This window comes from Roseovarius dicentrarchi, from assembly GCF_003316635.1.
Taxonomy (GTDB): domain Bacteria; phylum Pseudomonadota; class Alphaproteobacteria; order Rhodobacterales; family Rhodobacteraceae; genus Roseovarius; species Roseovarius dicentrarchi.
Window position 1 is genome coordinate 34,833 of sequence record NZ_QNQP01000005.1, and the last position, 16,580, is coordinate 51,412.

The following is a 16,580-nucleotide window of genomic DNA, read 5'->3' on the forward strand; positions in this document are numbered from 1 at the left end:
TGTCAGCAGGCGTGGCATCATCAGGCTTCGCACCAACCGCCGAAGAGGTTGCCCCGCTGCCGACTGTCTTTGACGTCTCAGGCTTGGCCTGTTTGTCATCCTTTGCAGCGGCTGGCGTTTTTTCAGCGGCCTTGCCGGCATCCTTGCTTTCAGGAGCGACCGCCCCGGATGTGTCGGTTTTATCCTTCCCGGACGCAGAACCGTCAGCCTTGGCCGTTTTGCCGCCAGATGCGCCAGCGCTCTTGCGTCCTGAAGGTGCCTTTTTATCCGCCACGTCAGCCATTCCTTCCGAATCTGTTCAATACCCTGAACCGGGTAACCTTACTGCGCACGGTTTGTTCCCTCAAGGCGATAGGCCCGTGCCAGCGCTTCGGGCCACGCCCGCAGCATTCCGGCACCATCGGGACGATCCGCGACAAGGCACGCCTGCGCCGCGCCCTCTGGCACACGGTCTGCTGCGGCGCGGCTGATTGCAAGCACAACCAGCGGCGCGGTGACATCTACGCCCTCGAACAAAGCGGCGGCGCTGCGCGGTGAAAATACCGGCGCGATCACCGGCGCCGTGCCGGACAGGCAGGCGCGCGCCGCATCGTTCAGCGGCACCTTGTGCTGCGCATACAGCACCGCATCGCCGGCCGGAACGCCGGCGGTTGTCAGCGCGCCGGCCACATCGGCCGCCGCATGGGCGCCGCGCAGATGCAGCATCGGGCCTGCCGCGCCGTCCGCCGCGATACGCGCCAGCAGATCGCGCGCATCACCGCCGGCGGATATGGCCGTAATGCCGGCCTGCTCCGCCGCCTCGGCGGTGGTGTCACCGACGCAATAGGCGGGGATGTCGCGCCGTGCGCTCAGCTCGGCAAAGCGAAAAACGCCGTGCTGCGATGTAAAGATCAGCCAGCGCACCCCGGTCAGATCCGGCAGGCTGCCCTGCGGCGCGATGGCCAGAACCGGCGACAGCACGACAGACAGATCATCGCCCGGCAGATCCTTCAGCGCGGCGACAAAGCGTGTGGCGCCGGGTTCGGGCCGGGTGATCAGAATGATAGGGGGCAAGGTCAGGGCCGCTCCGATGCTTGTGGGATCGCATGCCAAGTGATAGCTGCCCCGGCACAAGCGCGCAACGGGCGGGACCGAAAGCGACACCATGACCGATACCCTGACCATCCTCGGACTGGAAAGCAGCTGCGACGACACCGCTGCCGCAATCGTGCGCGTGGGCGACGGCCCGGCGCGGATCCTGGCGCAGACGGTGCAGGGTCAGGGCCAGCTTCACGCGGCATTCGGCGGCGTGGTGCCTGAAATTGCCGCACGCGCCCACGCCGAAAAGCTGGATCTGTGCGTGGCCGAGGTTCTGCGCGCCAGTGGCCTTGGCTTGCGCGATATGGACGCGATCGCCGTCACCGCCGGTCCGGGGCTGATTGGCGGCGTCATATCCGGCGTGATGTGCGCCAAGGGGCTGGCGGCGGGCGCGGGCCTGCCGCTGATCGGGGTGAACCATCTGGCGGGGCATGCGCTGACCCCGCGCCTGACAGACGGGGCGGACTACCTCTATCTGATGCTGCTGGTGTCGGGCGGGCATTGCCAGTTCCTGCGCGTTGATGGCGCGCAGCAGTTCACCCGGCTGGGCGGCACCATCGACGATGCCCCCGGCGAGGCATTCGACAAGACCGCCCGCCTGCTGGGCCTGCCCCAGCCCGGCGGCCCGGCGGTAGAGGCCGAGGCAAAGCTGGGCGATCCGGCGCGCTATGCCTTCCCGCGCCCGCTGCTGGACCGGCCCGGTTGCGATATGTCCTTCTCCGGGTTGAAGACGGCGCTGCTGCGCACGCGCGATGCGGCAATGCAGGACCGCGGCGGGCTGACGGTGCAGGACCGCGCCGATCTGTGCGCCGGGTTTCAGGCGGCGGTGCGCGACGTGCTGGCCGAAAAAACCCGCCGCGCGCTGGCGGCCCATCCCGATCTGCGACTGCTGGCCGTGGCTGGCGGGGTTGCGGCCAATCAGGCGATACGGGACGGGTTGATGCAGGTAGCGCATGATGCGGGCGCGCGGTTCCTTGCGCCGCCGCTGGCGCTGTGTACCGACAATGCCGCGATGATCGCCTATGCGGGCGCCGAGCTGTTCCGCCTTGGCCAGCGCGACGATATGACGCTGGCCGCGCGCCCCCGCTGGCCGCTGGATTCCAGCAGTCCGGCGATGTTGGGATCGGGGCGCAAGGGCGCCAAGGCCTGAGCAATGCAAATTGCGCATGGCAGGCGGGCACACTAGATTGGCCGCCGACGCATTCATTCACACGCAGGAGACTTTATGCTGATCGCCCTCATCGGCCGGGACAAACCCGGCGCGCTACAGACCCGGCTGGACAACCGCGACGCGCATGTCGCCTATCTGAAATCTTCGGGCGCGGTAACGCAGGCCGGGCCGCTGCTGGACGATGCCGGGCAGATGTCCGGCTCGCTGGTGGTGCTGGACGTGACGGACATGGCCGAAGCCGAAGCATGGGCCGCGCAAGATCCATATGGCAAGGCCGGGCTGTTCGGCAGCGTCGAGTTGATCCACTGGAACAAGGTGATCTGACGCGCTTGCGCTACTGGCTGTTCAAATCCGAGCCGTCCGTCTGGGGCTGGCACGATCAGGTTCGCCGCGGCGACGCGGGCGAGCCATGGGATGGCGTGCGCAATTATCAGGCGCGCAATTTCATGCGGGAAATGGCGGTGGGGGATCGCGGCTTTTTCTATCATACCGAAGATCAAAAGGCCGTCGTCGGCATCGTTCAAATCTGCGCCGAGGCCCGCCCCGATCCCGGCACCGATGATCCACGCTGGGAATGCGTCACCGTCCGCGCAGCGGCCCCGCTGTCCAAGCCTGTCACGCTATACGCGATCAAGGCAAATCCGGCGCTGGCAGACATGGCGCTGGTGCGCCAGCCGCGTCTGTCGGTTCAGCCTGTCACCGCCGATGCGTGGCAAATCATCTGCATCATGGGCGGCATGACCAACACATAATTCCTTACTCCGGGGAACTTATCGTCAAACCTGCGGTTGTCTTATCGAAGGTCGGCGCTGCACTGCGCGGGCTGAGTGTGCGGAAACGCACACGTTTCAAGATTAAACTGGAGTATTTGACATGATGAAGCTGACCCCTGCACTGACCGCCATCGCTCTTGCTTGCGCCGCCCCTATGGCCGCTGCCGCGCAGGACGTTTTGCCCACGCGCGGCGACAAGATCTCGGAATTCCGCAGCGCCGGTGCCTGGCACGTTCGCAAGAACGAGACGCGTGAAACCTGCTTTGCCTCGTACAAGAGCAAATCGGGCGCAATCGTGCAGTTCGGCTTCGTCGAAGACGAAAGCGCAGGCTATCTGGGCCTCTTTTCGCAGCGCGCACCCGAAGTGGAAGCCACTCAGGAAATCGCTGTTCTGGCGAATGGCAACCTTTACGTCGGCGAGGCGACCGGAATGGGCCCCAGCATCGAGGACGGGTATGAGGGCGGATATATTCTGGTCAACAACCCCGAATTCGTGAAGGACATCGAAATCGGTCAGGAACTGGTCGCATTTCCTGACATGCCCCATTCCTATGTGGTCGACATGACCGGCGCAAAGAATGCCGTCTACGAAGTCCGCAAATGCACAACCGAGCTGAAATCGAAGTAAGCCGCACTTTGCTACGACGTCAAACCAACGGAAAAGCCCCCTTCGCGGGGCTTTTTCTGTGCCAGGATGCCAATCGTCACGGCAAGGGCCTGACGACTGGATTCGGCGGCGAAATTAAACGAAGGGTTCCGATCCAAATAACCGAAACCCTTCGCCACCCCACGTGCTCCCATTGCACCACACGTGTATCTGCATAAAGTTCCGGCCATTCTGACCCGACAAGACTACGCTACCGCACCTGCGCAATCCGATCAAACATCAAGTATCTCGCATTTGCCTTAAACCGCGCTTAGCGGCAATGCTTGGCCAGTTCGCGCTGCTTCAGCTCGGTTTCCACGAGCAGGCAGCGGTTTTTTGCCTCGTAGTAATAGCCGCGGGCGTACCACATCACCGCCTCGTCCAGATCGCCGTCCGATACCAGCCATGCACCGCGCAGGTATTTCACGGCGAAATGCAGGTTGGTTTCCGCATCCAGCAGATCGGTGTCGCGCCCGGAAAAACCCATGCCGCGGGCGGTGGCGGGCAGGATCTGCATCATCCCCATGTAGGGGCCGTTACGGGCGCCGGGGCGGTAATCGCTTTCGCGCTGGATGACCTTGTGCACCAGCGGGCGCGGCACTTGATAATGATCGGCGTATTTGTTCACCAGCTTGCGAATTTGCGGCGTTTCACCGGGGTGAAGCTGCATGGCAGAGCTGGTTGAGACGGTCGGCGATGTCTTCGGCATCGTGCCTGCACAGGCAGCGGTGAACAGCAGCGAGGCGGCGATCAGGGCGCGTAGGATCATGGTCCGATGGCTTTCTTAGGGAATCTGTACCGCCTTAAAGCCAGAGGTTGGGGCAGATTGGCAAGTTTCCCGCGCACGCAGCAGGCAGGATTTCGCCGCCAATACCCGCGCGTGGGCAATGCGCCGCGCATCGGCAGGGTCGCAAAATTGGCAGCTTTCGCGAGAAGAACGTCGCATTAAAACGGCAATTCAAACGCTTATAAAAAAGGCCCCGGCGGTCTGCCGGGGCCTGCGCGATATATCGGGCGCTTGGATTCAGTCTTTCAGCTGCGTCATGCGCAGATAGGGCAGCACGGTGTTGAAGTCGCCGTATTTCGCGCGTGCGTCCTCATCGCTGACGGATGTGGGAATCACCACATCCTCGCCCACCTGCCAATCGGCAGGGGTGGCAATGCTGTTTTTCGCAGCTGTCTGAAGCGCATCGAGCGCCCGCAGCACCTCGGCAAAGTTGCGGCCCACGTTCATCGGGTAGGTCATCGACAGCTTCAGTTTCTTGTCGGGACCAATGATGAACACGGCGCGCACGGTGGCGCTGTCATTGGGGGTGCGGCCATCGGGCATGTAGGCTTCGGCGAGCAGCATATCGAACGCCTTGGACACTTCCAGATCCTCATCGGCGATGATGGGGAAACCGGCCTTGGTGCCGGCGACCTTTTCAATGTCGCCTTTCCATTGCTTGTGCTCTTCCACGTCGTCGACGGACACGCCGATCACCTTTGTGTCGCGCTTTTCCCACTCATCCGCCAGACGGGCGACTGCGCCGAATTCCGTGGTGCAGACCGGGGTGAAATCCTTGGGGTGCGAGAACATGATCGTCCAGTTGTCACCGATGAAATCGTGAAACTGGATCTGGCCGTGATCCGTATCGGCGGTGAAATTGGGAACAGTATCGTTGATGCGCAATGACATTTAGCGGTCCTTTCAATGTTGCGGTTTGTCTTTGGCCGCAAGATAGGCACCCGCGCCGGGATTTGCACCCCCCCAGCTTCATCATTGGCAGGGCCGCGCGCCACTTGCCTTGCAGCGCGCCGGCGCGGGTACTATGTCTGACGTCAAAGCTGCGGACAGGACATGCCAATGATCCCGGACCCGGCTGCTTACAACAACTCAAAGGGAGATCCGACATGATCGAGAAACGTCAGTTCTATATCAACGGCAACTGGTCAGACCCTGCGCAGGAGCGCGATCACCCGGTCATCAACCCCTCGACGGAAGAACAGTGCGCGATCATCACGCTGGGCTGTGATGGCGATGTCGATGCCGCTGTCGCCGCTGCAAAAAATGCGTTTCCCGACTGGATGAATACCCCGGTGGAGGAGCGGATCGCGCTGGTTGAAAAACTGGCCGAAGTCTACGAATCCCGCGCCGAGAATATGGCGCAGGCCATCAGCCTCGAGATGGGCGCCCCCATCGAGCTGGCCCGCGAACAGCAGACCGCCGCAGGCGCCGGACACATCGCGGCCTTTCTTGACGCCGCCAGGGATTTCAAGTTCGAGCATCCCCACGACCCCGACACCCCCGGCAGCTATATCCGCAACGAGCCGATCGGCGTTGCCGCGCTGATCACGCCGTGGAACTGGCCGATGAATCAGGTCACGCTCAAGGTTGTGGCCGCTGCTGTTGCCGGCTGCACCATGGTGCTGAAGCCATCCGAGGAATCGCCGCTGTCGGCCATGGTCTTTGCCGAAATGATGGACGAGGCCGGATTCCCCCCCGGCGTGTTCAACCTGATCAATGGCGATGGCGCCGGTGTCGGCACCCTGCTGACCGAACATGCCGATGTGGACATGATCAGCTTTACCGGCTCTTCCCGCGCGGGCATCCTGATATCCAAGGCCGCCGCCGATACGCTGAAACGCGTCAGCCTTGAACTGGGCGGCAAGGGCGCGAACCTTGTGTTCGCCGATGCCGATGCAGACGCGGTCGAACGCGGTGTGCGCCACTGCATGAACAACTCCGGCCAGTCCTGCAACGCACCGACACGCATGATCGTGCAGCGCGAGGTCTATGATCAAGCCGTTGAAACCGCCGTCAAGGTCGCCAATTCCATCCGGGTCGGCCCGGCCAGCGAGGACGGCGATCACATCGGCCCCGTGGTGAACGAAACGCAATTCAACAAGATTCAGGACCTGATCCAGAAGGGCATTGACGAGGGCGCGCGCCTTGTCGCCGGCGGTGTGGGCCGCCCGGACGGGCTGAACCGTGGCTTTTACGTCAAGCCGACGGTCTTTGCGGATGTGAACAACGCCATGATCGTCGCGCGCGAGGAAATCTTTGGCCCGGTCCTGTCGATCATCCCCTTCGACGAAGAGGAAGAAGGCATCTTTATCGCCAATAACACGCCCTACGGCCTGACCGATTACGTCCAGACGCAGGACCCGGCCCGCGCCGCCCGCGTCGCCCGCGCCCTGCGCGCCGGCATGGTCGAGATCAACGGCCAGAGCCGCGGCAAGGGCGCGCCCTTTGGCGGGATGAAGCAATCGGGCAATGGCCGCGAGGGCGGCACCTGGGGTATCGAGGACTTCATCGAGGTCAAGTCGATCTCGGGCTACGATCCGGCGGCCTGACGTGAAAATCGGCGCTTTCGTGCTGCACCTCGCCCGCGCCACGGCGCGGCGCGAGAATGCAGAGGCGCTGCTGGATACCTGCGGGCTGGAAGGAGAAATCTGGCCCGCAGTCGACGGCACGGCGTTGTCCGCGGCGGATGTGACCGCCGTTTATCAGCCGGGCCTGTTCCGCCCTTCATATCCATTCAAGCTACGGCCCGGTGAAATTGGCTGCTTTCTCAGCCATAGACAGATATGGTCCGAAATCGTCCGCCGCAATCTGGATGCTGCCTTGATTCTGGAAGATGATGTGGCGCTCTCGCAGCCGACATTCGCCAGCGCCCGAGATCTGGCTTTGCAACATGTCGGCACGCTCGGATACATAAAAATGCGCGCCACCCCTCCCAAAGGCCGGGTGCGCATTGTTCAGCAGCGTGACGGCGCCACGCTGGTGACCGGCGACAATCCGGGACTTGGCGCAACGGCGCAATGCGTCAGCCGCAACGGCGCCTTACAGTTGCTGAAGCACAGCAAGACATTTGATCGCCCCGTCGATACATTTATACAAAGCCACTGGTTCACCGGCCTTGCGCCATCTACCGTTTACCCGTCCGGTGTAGAGCATATAGATGTTGAATTGGCAGGCAGCACCATTCAAGGCAAGGATGAAGGCATCCTGGAATTGATGTCGCGTGAACTGCGCCGCGCCAGATATCGCTACGCTGTCAAGAAACTGTCATCGCGGTAGAGCAAATCAATAACGGCTGATTGGACAACTGGTGACCAAACTTTCCAAACTGGGAATTCCCAAAAATCTCGGGCATATCTGGATAGGGCCATATCGCCCCCCGGTTGACTGGATGCAAACATGGCAGGACTATCATCCTGATTGGTCTTATACGCTTTATGACAATTCATTCGCCGCAACATACCCGTTCCGCAATAAATCACTGATCACAGAATATTTGAAAAGATCGCAGTTCGCCGGCGCTGCCGATTTGATGCGCTACGAAATCCTATATGATTTTGGCGGCTTCCTGCCCGAGGCAGACTCCGTCTGTCTTGCCAATACCGACCATCTGTTTGAACACGATTGCGCCTATACAGTCTATGAAAACGAAAAAGCGCGCCCCGGAATGGTGTCCCCCATTCTTGCCTGCCCGCCGGGAAATAAATTCGTCGGTCAGTTGATTGATGAGCTGTCCACGCTTCGCCCGCGCGAGTTGGGACAACCATGGAAGACGACCGGAAACCGCTTTGTTGCAAGCATGATTCAGAAATACGATCCACAGATCACCATCTTCCCATCTCACTATTTCATACCCGAGCATTTCAGCGGCGAAAAATACACTGGCCCCGATCAGGTTTTCGCCAAACAATTATTTGGCAGCACGACCGATGCATATGGCAGCGTCTCCGCCGGCACCAAAGCCAGACTGATGACAGGAAAAATTCGTGGCGCAGTCATGCGGCGCCTGTTCAAGAGAAAAGACCTCAAGTAATGGAAAGCTGTGAAGCGCGCGCCGCCAGCGAAAAAAGAGTCGCAATCGTAAGTGTCTGCCACAATAGCGCGCCCGTCCTCGCGTCAATGCTGGAGACATGCCCACGCGATGCGGAAATCATTCTGGTTGATAACGCGTCAGCAGACACGGGCGAAATTGCAAATCTTGCGAAAAAATACAACACTGGGCTTATCCTGAACAAAGCAAACAAAGGCTTTGGCGCTGCATGCAATCAGGGCGCGTCGGCCTCAAGCGCAGAGTTCATATTATTTCTGAACCCGGATGCGCAACTCATGCCCGATACAATACAGCATCTGGTCACCGCAGCAGACAAATACGCAGAAGCCAGCGCCTTCAATCCCAGAATTCAGCGCCAGGACGGCTTGGAAGCATTTAACTACAAAAGCGACCTGCTCCCACGGTCAAGGCGGATGAATCGCGGCTGGCCCTCCCAGGACTGCGAGACAGTCATCTTATCCGGCGCCGCACTTTTTATAAGGCGCTCCGATTTTGTGAAAGTTAACGGCTTCGATGAAAACATATTCCTGTATTACGAAGACGATGACCTATCGCTTCGCCTCAAACGCCAGTGCGGGCCGTTGATGTTCTGCCGCGCGGCCCTGGTCAAACATATCGAAGGCGCGTCATCCGGCAAAAGCAGCGAAAAAAGCGAAGCATTCAAAGCCTGGCACAAGGGGCGCTCGAAAATATACACGATGGGAAAGCACGCAAGACCATTCGCCCGAACCCGAACAGTCGCACACGCGCTGAAAAAGGTTCTCTCGGTCAAGCTTTTGTATTCCGGACTGCGTCGCAGCCATAGTGTGGCATTTTTAAAAGGCGTGCTTCACGCCTCCTTCACCAAGCCTCGCGCGCCACATTAGCCGCGATATCATGCTCGCGCCATTTGAAGATTTGCAATATGACTGCTAGTATGAGCATTGACACAAACGCCCGATTTGTGCCGGAAACGGTCCACAAGCGCGACATCTTTTCCGAAACGATTTCCGGCCACCTCGAAGGCGTGGCCGATTACCCGGTCGTGCTGCGCAAGCTGGACACGGTCCCGTTCTACGCCCGCCCGCTCGCCTGGGCACTGGCGCGCAAGGAAATTCGCGGCCTGCGCGCCGTGCAGGGGATCGAAGGTTGCCCCGCGCTGGTGCGTGTCGACCGAACCGGCCTGCTGCGCAGCTGGACCAGCGGCACGCCGCTGCAACTGGCCAAACCGGCCAGCGCGGAATGGTATCGCGACGCCAAGCGCCTCTTGCGCCAGATGCGTCGCGCCGGGGTCACGCATAACGACATCGCCAAGCCGCAGAACTGGCTGATGACACCGGGTGGCCGCGCCGCCGTGATCGACTTTCAGCTGGCCTCGGTCCACCGCCGCCGCGGCCGCCTCTATCGCGTGATGGCGCGCGAGGATCTGCGCCACCTGCTGAAACAAAAACGCGCCTATGCGCCCCACCTGCTGACCCCGTCCGAGCGCAACATGCTGGCGCAAAAGGCGCTGCCGTCACGCATCTGGATGGCCACCGGCAAGCGCGCCTACAATTTCATCACCCGCCGCCTGATGAACTGGTCCGACGGCGAAGGCACCGAAGACCGCATTGACCGCGACGGCCCCGCCCTGACGGCCGCATTGCTGGCCCATCCGCAGGTAACGGATGTCGCGCTCAGCACCTATGCCCTACCGGCCAAGGGCGTCGGCCTCTACGCCTTTGTCGAAACATCGCTGGATGCCCAGACACTGGAGAGGCTCGCGCCAGCGCCGCGCCCCGAGATGATCCAACCCGTCGCGCATCTCCCGCGCCACGCCGACGGCACAGCGCGCATGGACGCGCTGCACCTTATCGCGGCAAACCGGCTGGACGAGCTGGCCCTGCTGCAACAGAATGACCCAAAGCTGGCCGAGACACTCAAACCCATCATCGCCACCCGCCTGAACCTGACCGACCGTGTGCTGAAACCCTAAAACGGTGACTTGGCGCGAAACGACAACCCCCGCCCACTCTCAGGATGGTTAACGCGCAACTCCTCGGCATGCAGCATCATCCGCCCGAACGCCGGGTCCGGCGCATACAGCGGATCGCCCAGGATCGGATGCCCCAGCGCCAGCATATGCACGCGCAGCTGATGCGTGCGCCCCGTGCGCGGCCACAGGCGGACGCGGCTTTCCGACGCCCCGGCCTTCAGAACCCTATACTCCGTCAGCGATGGCTTGCCCGTCCCGTGGCAGACCATCTGGCGCGGCCGGTTCGGCCAATCCACGATCAGCGGCAGATCCACCTCGCCCGCCTTCGGCTCCAGCTGTCCCGCCACACGCGCCACATAGGTCTTGCGTGCGCGCCGCTCCTCGAATTCCCTGGACAAGAACCGCTGCGCATGCGGCGTCAGCGCAAAGACCATCACGCCCGACGTGTCCCGATCCAGCCGGTGAACCAACAGCGCGGTGGGAAAGGCCGCCTGCACACGGCTCAACAAACAATCCGCCAAATGCGCGCCCTTGCCGGGAACCGACAACAGCCCATCGGGCTTGTCCACGGCCAGCACCTCGTGATCTTCGTGCAGAACGGCCAGCGGCGTATCGGGGGGCATGTATTCAGATTGCATGCCCCCGCCATACAGCGCCGCAACGTCAGCGTCCAGAACGCTGCCCGCTCTTCATCTTGGCCCAAATACTCATTTGCACGCGCCGCCACCGCGAAGCAACCGTCCTATGCCTTGGCGCGCGCACCCGCGGGGTCATACATCGGCTTCAGGCTGGCGTCGGCACGCACACGTCTTCCGGCGACGTCAATCTCATAGCTGGACGCCAATACATCCGCCGCGCTTTCACCGGGGCACGGAACATAGCCCATGCCAATCGCCCCGCCCAGATGATGCCCGTAGGCGCCAGAGCTGAGATAGCCGACGATCTGCCCGTCGCGCAGCACCGGCTCGTTATGATAAAGCAACGGTTCGGGGTCCATCAGGCGGAACTGCACCATGCGCGCCTCAAGGCCCGCGTCGCGCTTGCGCAGAACCGCATCGCGCCCGATGAAATCGGGCTTGTCCGTCTTGACGGCGAATCCCAGCCCAGCCTCCAGCACGTGATCCTCGCAGGTGATGTCATGCCCGAAATGGCGAAATCCCTTTTCGATCCGGCAACTGTCCATCGCATGCATCCCGCACAGCTTCATGCCGTGCGCGCGGCCCGCCTCCGTCAACACCTCGAACGCATGGCCGGCCATGTCGGCGCTGACATAGACCTCCCAGCCCAGCTCGCCCACATAGCTGACGCGGTGCGCGCGTGCCAATCCCATGCCCAGCTCGATCTCCTGCGCCGTGCCGAAGGGATTTACCTCGTTCGAGAAATCCCCCGGCGACACTGCCTGCATCACCTCGCGCGCCTTCGGCCCCATGACGGCCAGCACGCCCTCGCCCGCTGTCACGTCGGTGATCACGACCCTGTAATCACCGCGCAAACGCTCCATCCGCGTCTGGTCGGCCAGCCGGGTGGCGGCGGGGGTGACGACCAGATAGGCCGTCTCGGACAGGCGGGTGACGGTGACATCCGCCTCGATCCCGGCGCGCGCGTTCAGGAATTGCGTATAGACGATGCGCCCCACCGGCACCGAAAAATCACCGCCACCGATATGGTTCAGAAAGCCTTCGGCATCCGGCCCTTCGACGCGGATCTTGCCGAAGGACGACATGTCATACATGCCCACACCCTCGCGGATCGCGCGATGCTCGGCGGCGGCATTGTCAAACCAGTTCTGCCGCTTCCAGCTATAGCGATATTCCGGCTCCTGCCCCGGCGCGGCAAACCAGTTGGCCCGCTCCCAGCCCGCGGCCTCACCCATCACCGCGCCTTGTTCCAGAAGTTGCGCATGAAACGGCGTGCGCCTGATGCCGCGCGCCGTCGCCTTCTGGCGATAGGGGAAATGGTCGGCATAAAGCAGGCCAAGCGTCTCCTTCGAACGCTCGAACAGATAGGTCTTGTTGCCCTGAAAGGGCTGCATCCGCGCGATATCCACATCGCCCAGATCAAACGGCTTCTCGCCGCTGTCCATCCACAGGCTCAGCGCATGGCCCGCCCCGCCCGCCGACTGGATACCGATGGAGTTGAAACCGGCGGCGACCCAGACGTTATCCATCTGGGGGCTGAGGCCCAGATGATAGGCGTCATCGGGCGTGAAGGATTCCGGCCCGTTGAAGAAGGTATGTATCCCCGCCTCCGCCAGCATCGGCAGGCGGTTGCAGGCGGCCTCGAGGATCGGCTCGAAATGATCGAAATCCTCGGGCAGCTGGTCGAACTCGAAACTGGCGGGGATGCCGTCCATGCCCCAGGGTTTGGACACAGACTCGAACGCGCCGACCAGCATCTTGCCCGCGTCCTCCTTGTAATAGGTGCATTCGTCCGGCACGCGCAGCACCGGCATCTGGGACAGGCCCGAAATCGGCTCGGTCACGATGTAGAAATGCTCGCAAGCGTGCAGCGGCACGTTGATGCCCGCCATGCGGCCCACTTCGTGCCCCCACATGCCCGCGCAGTTGACGATCATCTCGGCCTCGATATGGCCGCTCTCCTTGCCATCATCGCTGATCCAGTCGACGCCGGTCACGCGGCGGCCCTGTTTCGCGATGCCGGTCACGCGCACCCGCTCCTGCACCTTCGCGCCGCGCTGCCGCGCGCCCTTGGCCAGCGCCAGCGCGATATTCGCCGGGTCGGCCTGCCCGTCGGTCGGCAGCCAGACACCGCCGGTGACGCTGTCCATGTTCAGATGCGGATAGCGCTCTTTCACCTGCGCCGGCGACAGCTCCTCGACCGGGACGCCAAAGGCGCGCGCCATGGCGGCAGAGCGGTGCAGTTCCTCCAGCCGCTCGCCCGTCAGCGCCGCCGAGACCGATCCGACCTGACGAAAGCCCGTGGCGACCCCGGTTTCGGCCTCAAGCCCGGCGTATAATTCCGCCGAATAGCGCGCCAGCTTGGTCATGTTGCTGGACGCGCGCAGCTGGCCGATCAGGCCGGCCGCGTGCCAAGTGGTGCCCGATGTCAGCGCCTTGCGCTCCAGCAGCACCACGTCGGACCAGCCGAGTTTCGCCAGATGATAGGCGACCGAACAGCCGACGACGCCGCCGCCGATGATGACCACGCGGGCCTTTGTGGGCAGATCCATGTATTGCACTCCTAAGCGCCCCTGATGTCAGGGATAAATCTTGGCAAATTTGAGTTTGTAGGCGGCGATCATCTCGTCCTCGGTAACGCCGTCGTCATAGGGCGGCGTTGTCAGCTCGCCGGTCGCTTCCACGTCGATCAGGACCAGATCGGTGATGCGATCCGCCAGATCGCCCCAGACTTCCTGCCACAGGCCGATCAGCGCGATGAATTCCGATGTCCCTTCTTCGGCGATGCGGGCGGGGCCGCGCAGGCGCAGGCCCTTGCGCGTCCATTGGTCGATGAAATTCACCTCGGCGTAGGGATTGTGCCGCAGGTTGGCCAGCGTGCCGGGCGAGCGGATATTGCCAAAGCCGACGGTCAGGTGATCCAGCACCAGAAACGTGCCCTTTGGGCTGACGGCCGGCAGGCCGCCCGGCGTGATGGTGGCGACAAACCCCAGCGGAAAGTTGGCGATCAGATCTTCGTCAGATTGGGTCAGCATCAGGCGCGTATCCTTTCGTTTTCCGGATCCCAGAGCGGCGCGTCAGGCTGCACCACCGCGCGGAACCGTTCGCCGTAGATTTCCACCTCCAGCTCGGTGCCCGGCACCGCCAGATCGGCGCGCACCATGCCCAAGGCGATTGACGCGCCCACGCGGTAGCCCCATGCGCCGCTGGTCGTCTCGCCCACTACTTTGCCGTCATGCCAGATCGTTGACATATAGGGTGCATCGGCATCCCCGGCGTCGACGATCAGCGTGACGAACCGCTTGGCGCTGCCCTGCTGTTTCTCGGCCATCAGCGCCGCCTTGCCGGGGAAATCCTGCGGTTTGTCCAGCTTGACGAACCGGTCCAGCCCGCCCTCGAACATCGAATAATCGGTGCTGAGGTCGCCCTTCCACGCGCGATAGCCCTTCTCAATCCGCAAGCTGTTCAGCGCATACATGCCAAATGGCTTGGCGCCCGCGTCCAGAATGGCGCGGTAGATATCGGGCATATCCTCGTTCGCGGCATGCACTTCCCAGCCCAGTTCCCCGGCAAAGGACACGCGGATCAGATGCGCCATTTTACCCGCCACCGTGCAATGCTGGTGGCTAAGCCATGGCAGCGTCAGATCGCCATCGGTCAGCGGGCCAAGGATCGCGCGGCTTTGCGGCCCCGTGACGATCAGGGCGGAGCGCTCGGTCGTGGTCTCATTGACCGTCACACCCTCCGGCACGCCCGCGCGGATCAGCTCGCCATCATGCCATTGCGCCGTGGCGGCGGTGATCAGGATGAAGCTGTCCTCGGCCTGCCGGATGCAGGACCATTCCGTCAGGATCCGGCCCCGCTTGTCGGCCACATAGACAAGGTTCATCCGCCCGACGCGTGGCAAGCTACCGGTGACAAACCCGCGCAGCCAGTCATCCGCGCCCTGCCCCCGCACCCAGAAGCGGGAAAATCCGGGCAGGTCCAGCACGCCGCAATGGTTGTGCACGGCGGCGCATTCCTCGGCGATGCGATTGGCCCACGGGCCGCCCCGGTTCCACGTCTGCGTGGCCTCTTCGCTGGTGTCATCGCCGGGCTGCGCGAACCAGTTGGCGCGCTCCCACCCGTTATAGGCGCCCATGACGCCGCCCTGCTCGCGCACGATATCGTCGTTCGGTCCCAGCTTCTTGTCGCGGCCCGCTGGCCATTCATGCCAAGGGAAATGCATGGCATATTCATGGCCGTAAACCTCCATCCCCTTCTGGATGCAGTAATCGTTGTCGGTGTAATCGGTGTAGCGGCGCGGATCGGTGGCCCACATGTCCCATTCCGTCGCGCCCTCGGTGATCCACTCGGCCAGAACCTTGCCCGCGCCGCCGGCCTGAGAGATGCCGAAGGTGAAAACGCACGCCTCGAACGCGTTCGGCACGCCCGGCATCGGGCCAAGCAGCGGCAGGCCGTCAGGTGCATAGGGGATGGGTCCGTTGATCACCTTGTTGATGCCGACCTTGCCCAGCAGGGGGACGCGGGCCATCGCATCCTCGATATACCATTCCAGCCGCTCCAGATCGTCGGGGTAAAGTTGGAAGCTGAAATCCTCGGGGAAAGGATCATCCGGCGTGATCCAGTGCGCCTTGCAGTTCCGCTCATACGGGCCAAGGTTCAGGCCGGTCTTTTCCTGCCGCAGGTAGTAAGAGCTGTCGACGTCGCGCATCAGCGGCAGCTTGCCATGGTTTGCGGTATATTCGGCAATCTCCGGGATTTCATCGGTCAGCAGATACTGGTGGCTCATCACCATCATCGGCACGGTGCGCCCGCCATAGGGCTTGAACCATTCGCCGACCTTTTGCGCGTAATAGCCGGCCGCGTTCACGACGAATTCGCAGCGGATATCGCCCTTGTGGGTATGCACCACCCATTCGCCATTCTCACGGCTGATCCCGGTCGCGGGGCAAAACCGTTCAATCCGCGCGCCCAGATCGCGCGCGCCCTTTGCCAATGCCTGCGTCAGCTGGCTGGGGTCGATATCGCCGTCATTGGGATCATAGAGCACACCCTTCAGATCATGCGTTTCCATGAAAGGATAGCGCGCCTTCGCCTCCTCGGGCGTCAGCATCTCCATGTCCATGCCCTGATAGCGGCCCATGCCGCAGGCACGCTGGAATTCCTGCACGCGCTCGTCCGAATGGCCCAAACGGATGGACCCGGTGACGTGGTAGTTCATCGGGTAATCCACCGCCTCGGCCAGCCCGCGATAGAGCTCGGTCGAATAGCGCTGCATGTTCATCACGGCCCATGAGGTGGAAAACGTCGGGCAGTTGCCCGCCGCGTGCCATGTGCTGCCCGCCGTCAGCTCGTTCTTTTCCAGCAGAACGCAATCGGTCCAGCCCGCGCGTGCCAGATGGTAAAGGCCGGACGCGCCCACGGCGCCGCCGCCGATGATGACCACGCGGGCCGTGCTGGGAAAATTGCTCATCTGCTGCGTC

General features: G+C 62.4%; 16 protein-coding genes. 9 read left to right on the plus strand and 7 right to left on the minus strand.

Annotated elements, in window-relative coordinates; all coding sequences use genetic code 11:
• Positions 1 to 321: 321 nt before the first annotated feature.
• Positions 322 to 1,053: a uroporphyrinogen-III synthase gene (locus DQ230_RS04865; protein ID WP_162497364.1), complete on the minus strand. Its 732-nt coding sequence runs from the start codon at positions 1,051 to 1,053 to the stop codon at positions 322 to 324.
• 91 nt (positions 1,054 to 1,144) lie between these two features.
• On the opposite strand from DQ230_RS04865, the gene tsaD reads away from it, so the two are divergent.
• The 4 genes from tsaD to DQ230_RS04885 all read left to right on the plus strand — a co-directional run bounded on the left by tsaD (position 1,145) and on the right by DQ230_RS04885 (position 3,649).
• Complete coding sequence (gene tsaD, locus DQ230_RS04870) at positions 1,145 to 2,227, plus strand: tRNA (adenosine(37)-N6)-threonylcarbamoyltransferase complex transferase subunit TsaD (RefSeq protein WP_113911385.1); 1,083 nt, start codon at positions 1,145 to 1,147, stop codon at positions 2,225 to 2,227.
• Between the two features lie 75 nt (positions 2,228 to 2,302).
• The gene (locus DQ230_RS04875; protein WP_113911386.1) at positions 2,303 to 2,572 is read left to right on the plus strand and encodes a YciI family protein; all 270 of its coding nucleotides are present in this window, start codon (positions 2,303 to 2,305) and stop codon (positions 2,570 to 2,572) included.
• A 5-nt stretch (positions 2,573 to 2,577) separates the two neighbouring features.
• Entirely contained in the window at positions 2,578 to 3,000 is a 423-nt protein-coding gene (locus tag DQ230_RS04880; protein WP_113911387.1) for an EVE domain-containing protein, read from the plus strand.
• A gap of 121 nt (positions 3,001 to 3,121) precedes the next feature.
• Complete coding sequence (locus DQ230_RS04885; protein WP_113911388.1) at positions 3,122 to 3,649, plus strand: hypothetical protein; 528 nt, start codon at positions 3,122 to 3,124, stop codon at positions 3,647 to 3,649.
• A gap of 289 nt (positions 3,650 to 3,938) precedes the next feature.
• Here the strand turns inward: DQ230_RS04885 and DQ230_RS04890 are convergent, their stop codons facing one another.
• Both DQ230_RS04890 and DQ230_RS04895 read right to left on the minus strand, forming a co-directional pair.
• Positions 3,939 to 4,436: a lytic transglycosylase domain-containing protein gene (locus DQ230_RS04890; protein WP_203227997.1), complete on the minus strand. Its 498-nt coding sequence runs from the start codon at positions 4,434 to 4,436 to the stop codon at positions 3,939 to 3,941.
• 255 nt (positions 4,437 to 4,691) lie between these two features.
• On the minus strand, positions 4,692 to 5,345 hold the full coding sequence (locus DQ230_RS04895) for a peroxiredoxin (protein ID WP_113911389.1): 654 nt from the start codon (positions 5,343 to 5,345) through the stop codon (positions 4,692 to 4,694).
• Positions 5,346 to 5,560: 215 nt separating this feature from the next.
• Here DQ230_RS04895 and DQ230_RS04900 point away from each other — a divergent pair, with 215 nt between their 5' ends.
• From DQ230_RS04900 to DQ230_RS04920, 5 genes are read left to right on the plus strand one after another with little or no spacing between them, the layout of a single operon-like run.
• Entirely contained in the window at positions 5,561 to 7,003 is a 1,443-nt protein-coding gene (locus tag DQ230_RS04900) for an aldehyde dehydrogenase family protein (RefSeq protein WP_113911390.1), read from the plus strand.
• Between the two features lie 19 nt (positions 7,004 to 7,022).
• A complete protein-coding gene (locus tag DQ230_RS04905; RefSeq protein WP_238987435.1) occupies positions 7,023 to 7,730 on the plus strand; it encodes a glycosyltransferase family 25 protein in 708 nt (235 codons plus the stop codon).
• Positions 7,731 to 7,761: 31 nt separating this feature from the next.
• Complete coding sequence (locus DQ230_RS04910; protein ID WP_162497365.1) at positions 7,762 to 8,484, plus strand: glycosyltransferase family 32 protein; 723 nt, start codon at positions 7,762 to 7,764, stop codon at positions 8,482 to 8,484.
• Positions 8,484 to 9,368, plus strand: a complete 885-nt coding sequence (locus tag DQ230_RS04915; protein ID WP_162497366.1) for a glycosyltransferase family 2 protein — start codon at positions 8,484 to 8,486, stop codon at positions 9,366 to 9,368. Before DQ230_RS04910 ends, DQ230_RS04915 begins: the two co-directional genes overlap by 1 nt.
• 50 nt (positions 9,369 to 9,418) lie before the next feature.
• Positions 9,419 to 10,456: a serine/threonine protein kinase gene (locus DQ230_RS04920; protein WP_113911393.1), complete on the plus strand. Its 1,038-nt coding sequence runs from the start codon at positions 9,419 to 9,421 to the stop codon at positions 10,454 to 10,456.
• Here the strand turns inward: DQ230_RS04920 and DQ230_RS04925 are convergent.
• From DQ230_RS04925 to DQ230_RS04940, 4 genes are all read right to left on the minus strand, one after another.
• Complete coding sequence (locus DQ230_RS04925) at positions 10,453 to 11,094, minus strand: RluA family pseudouridine synthase (protein WP_113911394.1); 642 nt, start codon at positions 11,092 to 11,094, stop codon at positions 10,453 to 10,455. The two genes, DQ230_RS04920 and DQ230_RS04925, sit on opposite strands and share 4 nt — an antisense overlap.
• A 104-nt stretch (positions 11,095 to 11,198) precedes the next feature.
• Positions 11,199 to 13,646 (minus strand): GcvT family protein, encoded by a 2,448-nt coding sequence (locus DQ230_RS04930; protein WP_113911395.1) that lies wholly within the window; start codon positions 13,644 to 13,646, stop codon positions 11,199 to 11,201.
• 27 nt (positions 13,647 to 13,673) lie between these two features.
• Complete coding sequence (locus DQ230_RS04935) at positions 13,674 to 14,129, minus strand: pyridoxamine 5'-phosphate oxidase family protein (protein ID WP_113911396.1); 456 nt, start codon at positions 14,127 to 14,129, stop codon at positions 13,674 to 13,676.
• Positions 14,129 to 16,570: a GcvT family protein gene (locus DQ230_RS04940; protein WP_113911397.1), complete on the minus strand. Its 2,442-nt coding sequence runs from the start codon at positions 16,568 to 16,570 to the stop codon at positions 14,129 to 14,131. The genes DQ230_RS04935 and DQ230_RS04940 overlap by 1 nt, the downstream gene beginning before the upstream one ends.
• Between the last annotated feature and the right edge of the window lie 10 nt (positions 16,571 to 16,580).

Bases quoted from the DNA above. Each gene is read 5' to 3' on its own strand.
- DQ230_RS04935 (WP_113911396.1), bottom strand. From the start codon at position 14,129: ATGCTGACCCAATCTGACGAAGATCTGATCGCCAACTTTCCGCTGGGG.
- DQ230_RS04875 (WP_113911386.1), top strand. From the start codon at position 2,303: ATGCTGATCGCCCTCATCGGCCGGGACAAACCCGGCGCGCTACAGACC.
- DQ230_RS04895 (WP_113911389.1), bottom strand. From the start codon at position 5,345: ATGTCATTGCGCATCAACGATACTGTTCCCAATTTCACCGCCGATACG.
- tsaD (WP_113911385.1), top strand. From the start codon at position 1,145: ATGACCGATACCCTGACCATCCTCGGACTGGAAAGCAGCTGCGACGAC.
- DQ230_RS04890 (WP_203227997.1), bottom strand. From the start codon at position 4,436: ATGATCCTACGCGCCCTGATCGCCGCCTCGCTGCTGTTCACCGCTGCC.
- DQ230_RS04915 (WP_162497366.1), top strand. From the start codon at position 8,484: ATGGAAAGCTGTGAAGCGCGCGCCGCCAGCGAAAAAAGAGTCGCAATC.
- DQ230_RS04920 (WP_113911393.1), top strand. From the start codon at position 9,419: ATGAGCATTGACACAAACGCCCGATTTGTGCCGGAAACGGTCCACAAG.
- DQ230_RS04900 (WP_113911390.1), top strand. From the start codon at position 5,561: ATGATCGAGAAACGTCAGTTCTATATCAACGGCAACTGGTCAGACCCT.
- DQ230_RS04940 (WP_113911397.1), bottom strand. From the start codon at position 16,570: ATGAGCAATTTTCCCAGCACGGCCCGCGTGGTCATCATCGGCGGCGGC.
- DQ230_RS04930 (WP_113911395.1), bottom strand. From the start codon at position 13,646: ATGGATCTGCCCACAAAGGCCCGCGTGGTCATCATCGGCGGCGGCGTC.
- DQ230_RS04885 (WP_113911388.1), top strand. From the start codon at position 3,122: ATGATGAAGCTGACCCCTGCACTGACCGCCATCGCTCTTGCTTGCGCC.
- DQ230_RS04925 (WP_113911394.1), bottom strand. From the start codon at position 11,094: ATGCAATCTGAATACATGCCCCCCGATACGCCGCTGGCCGTTCTGCAC.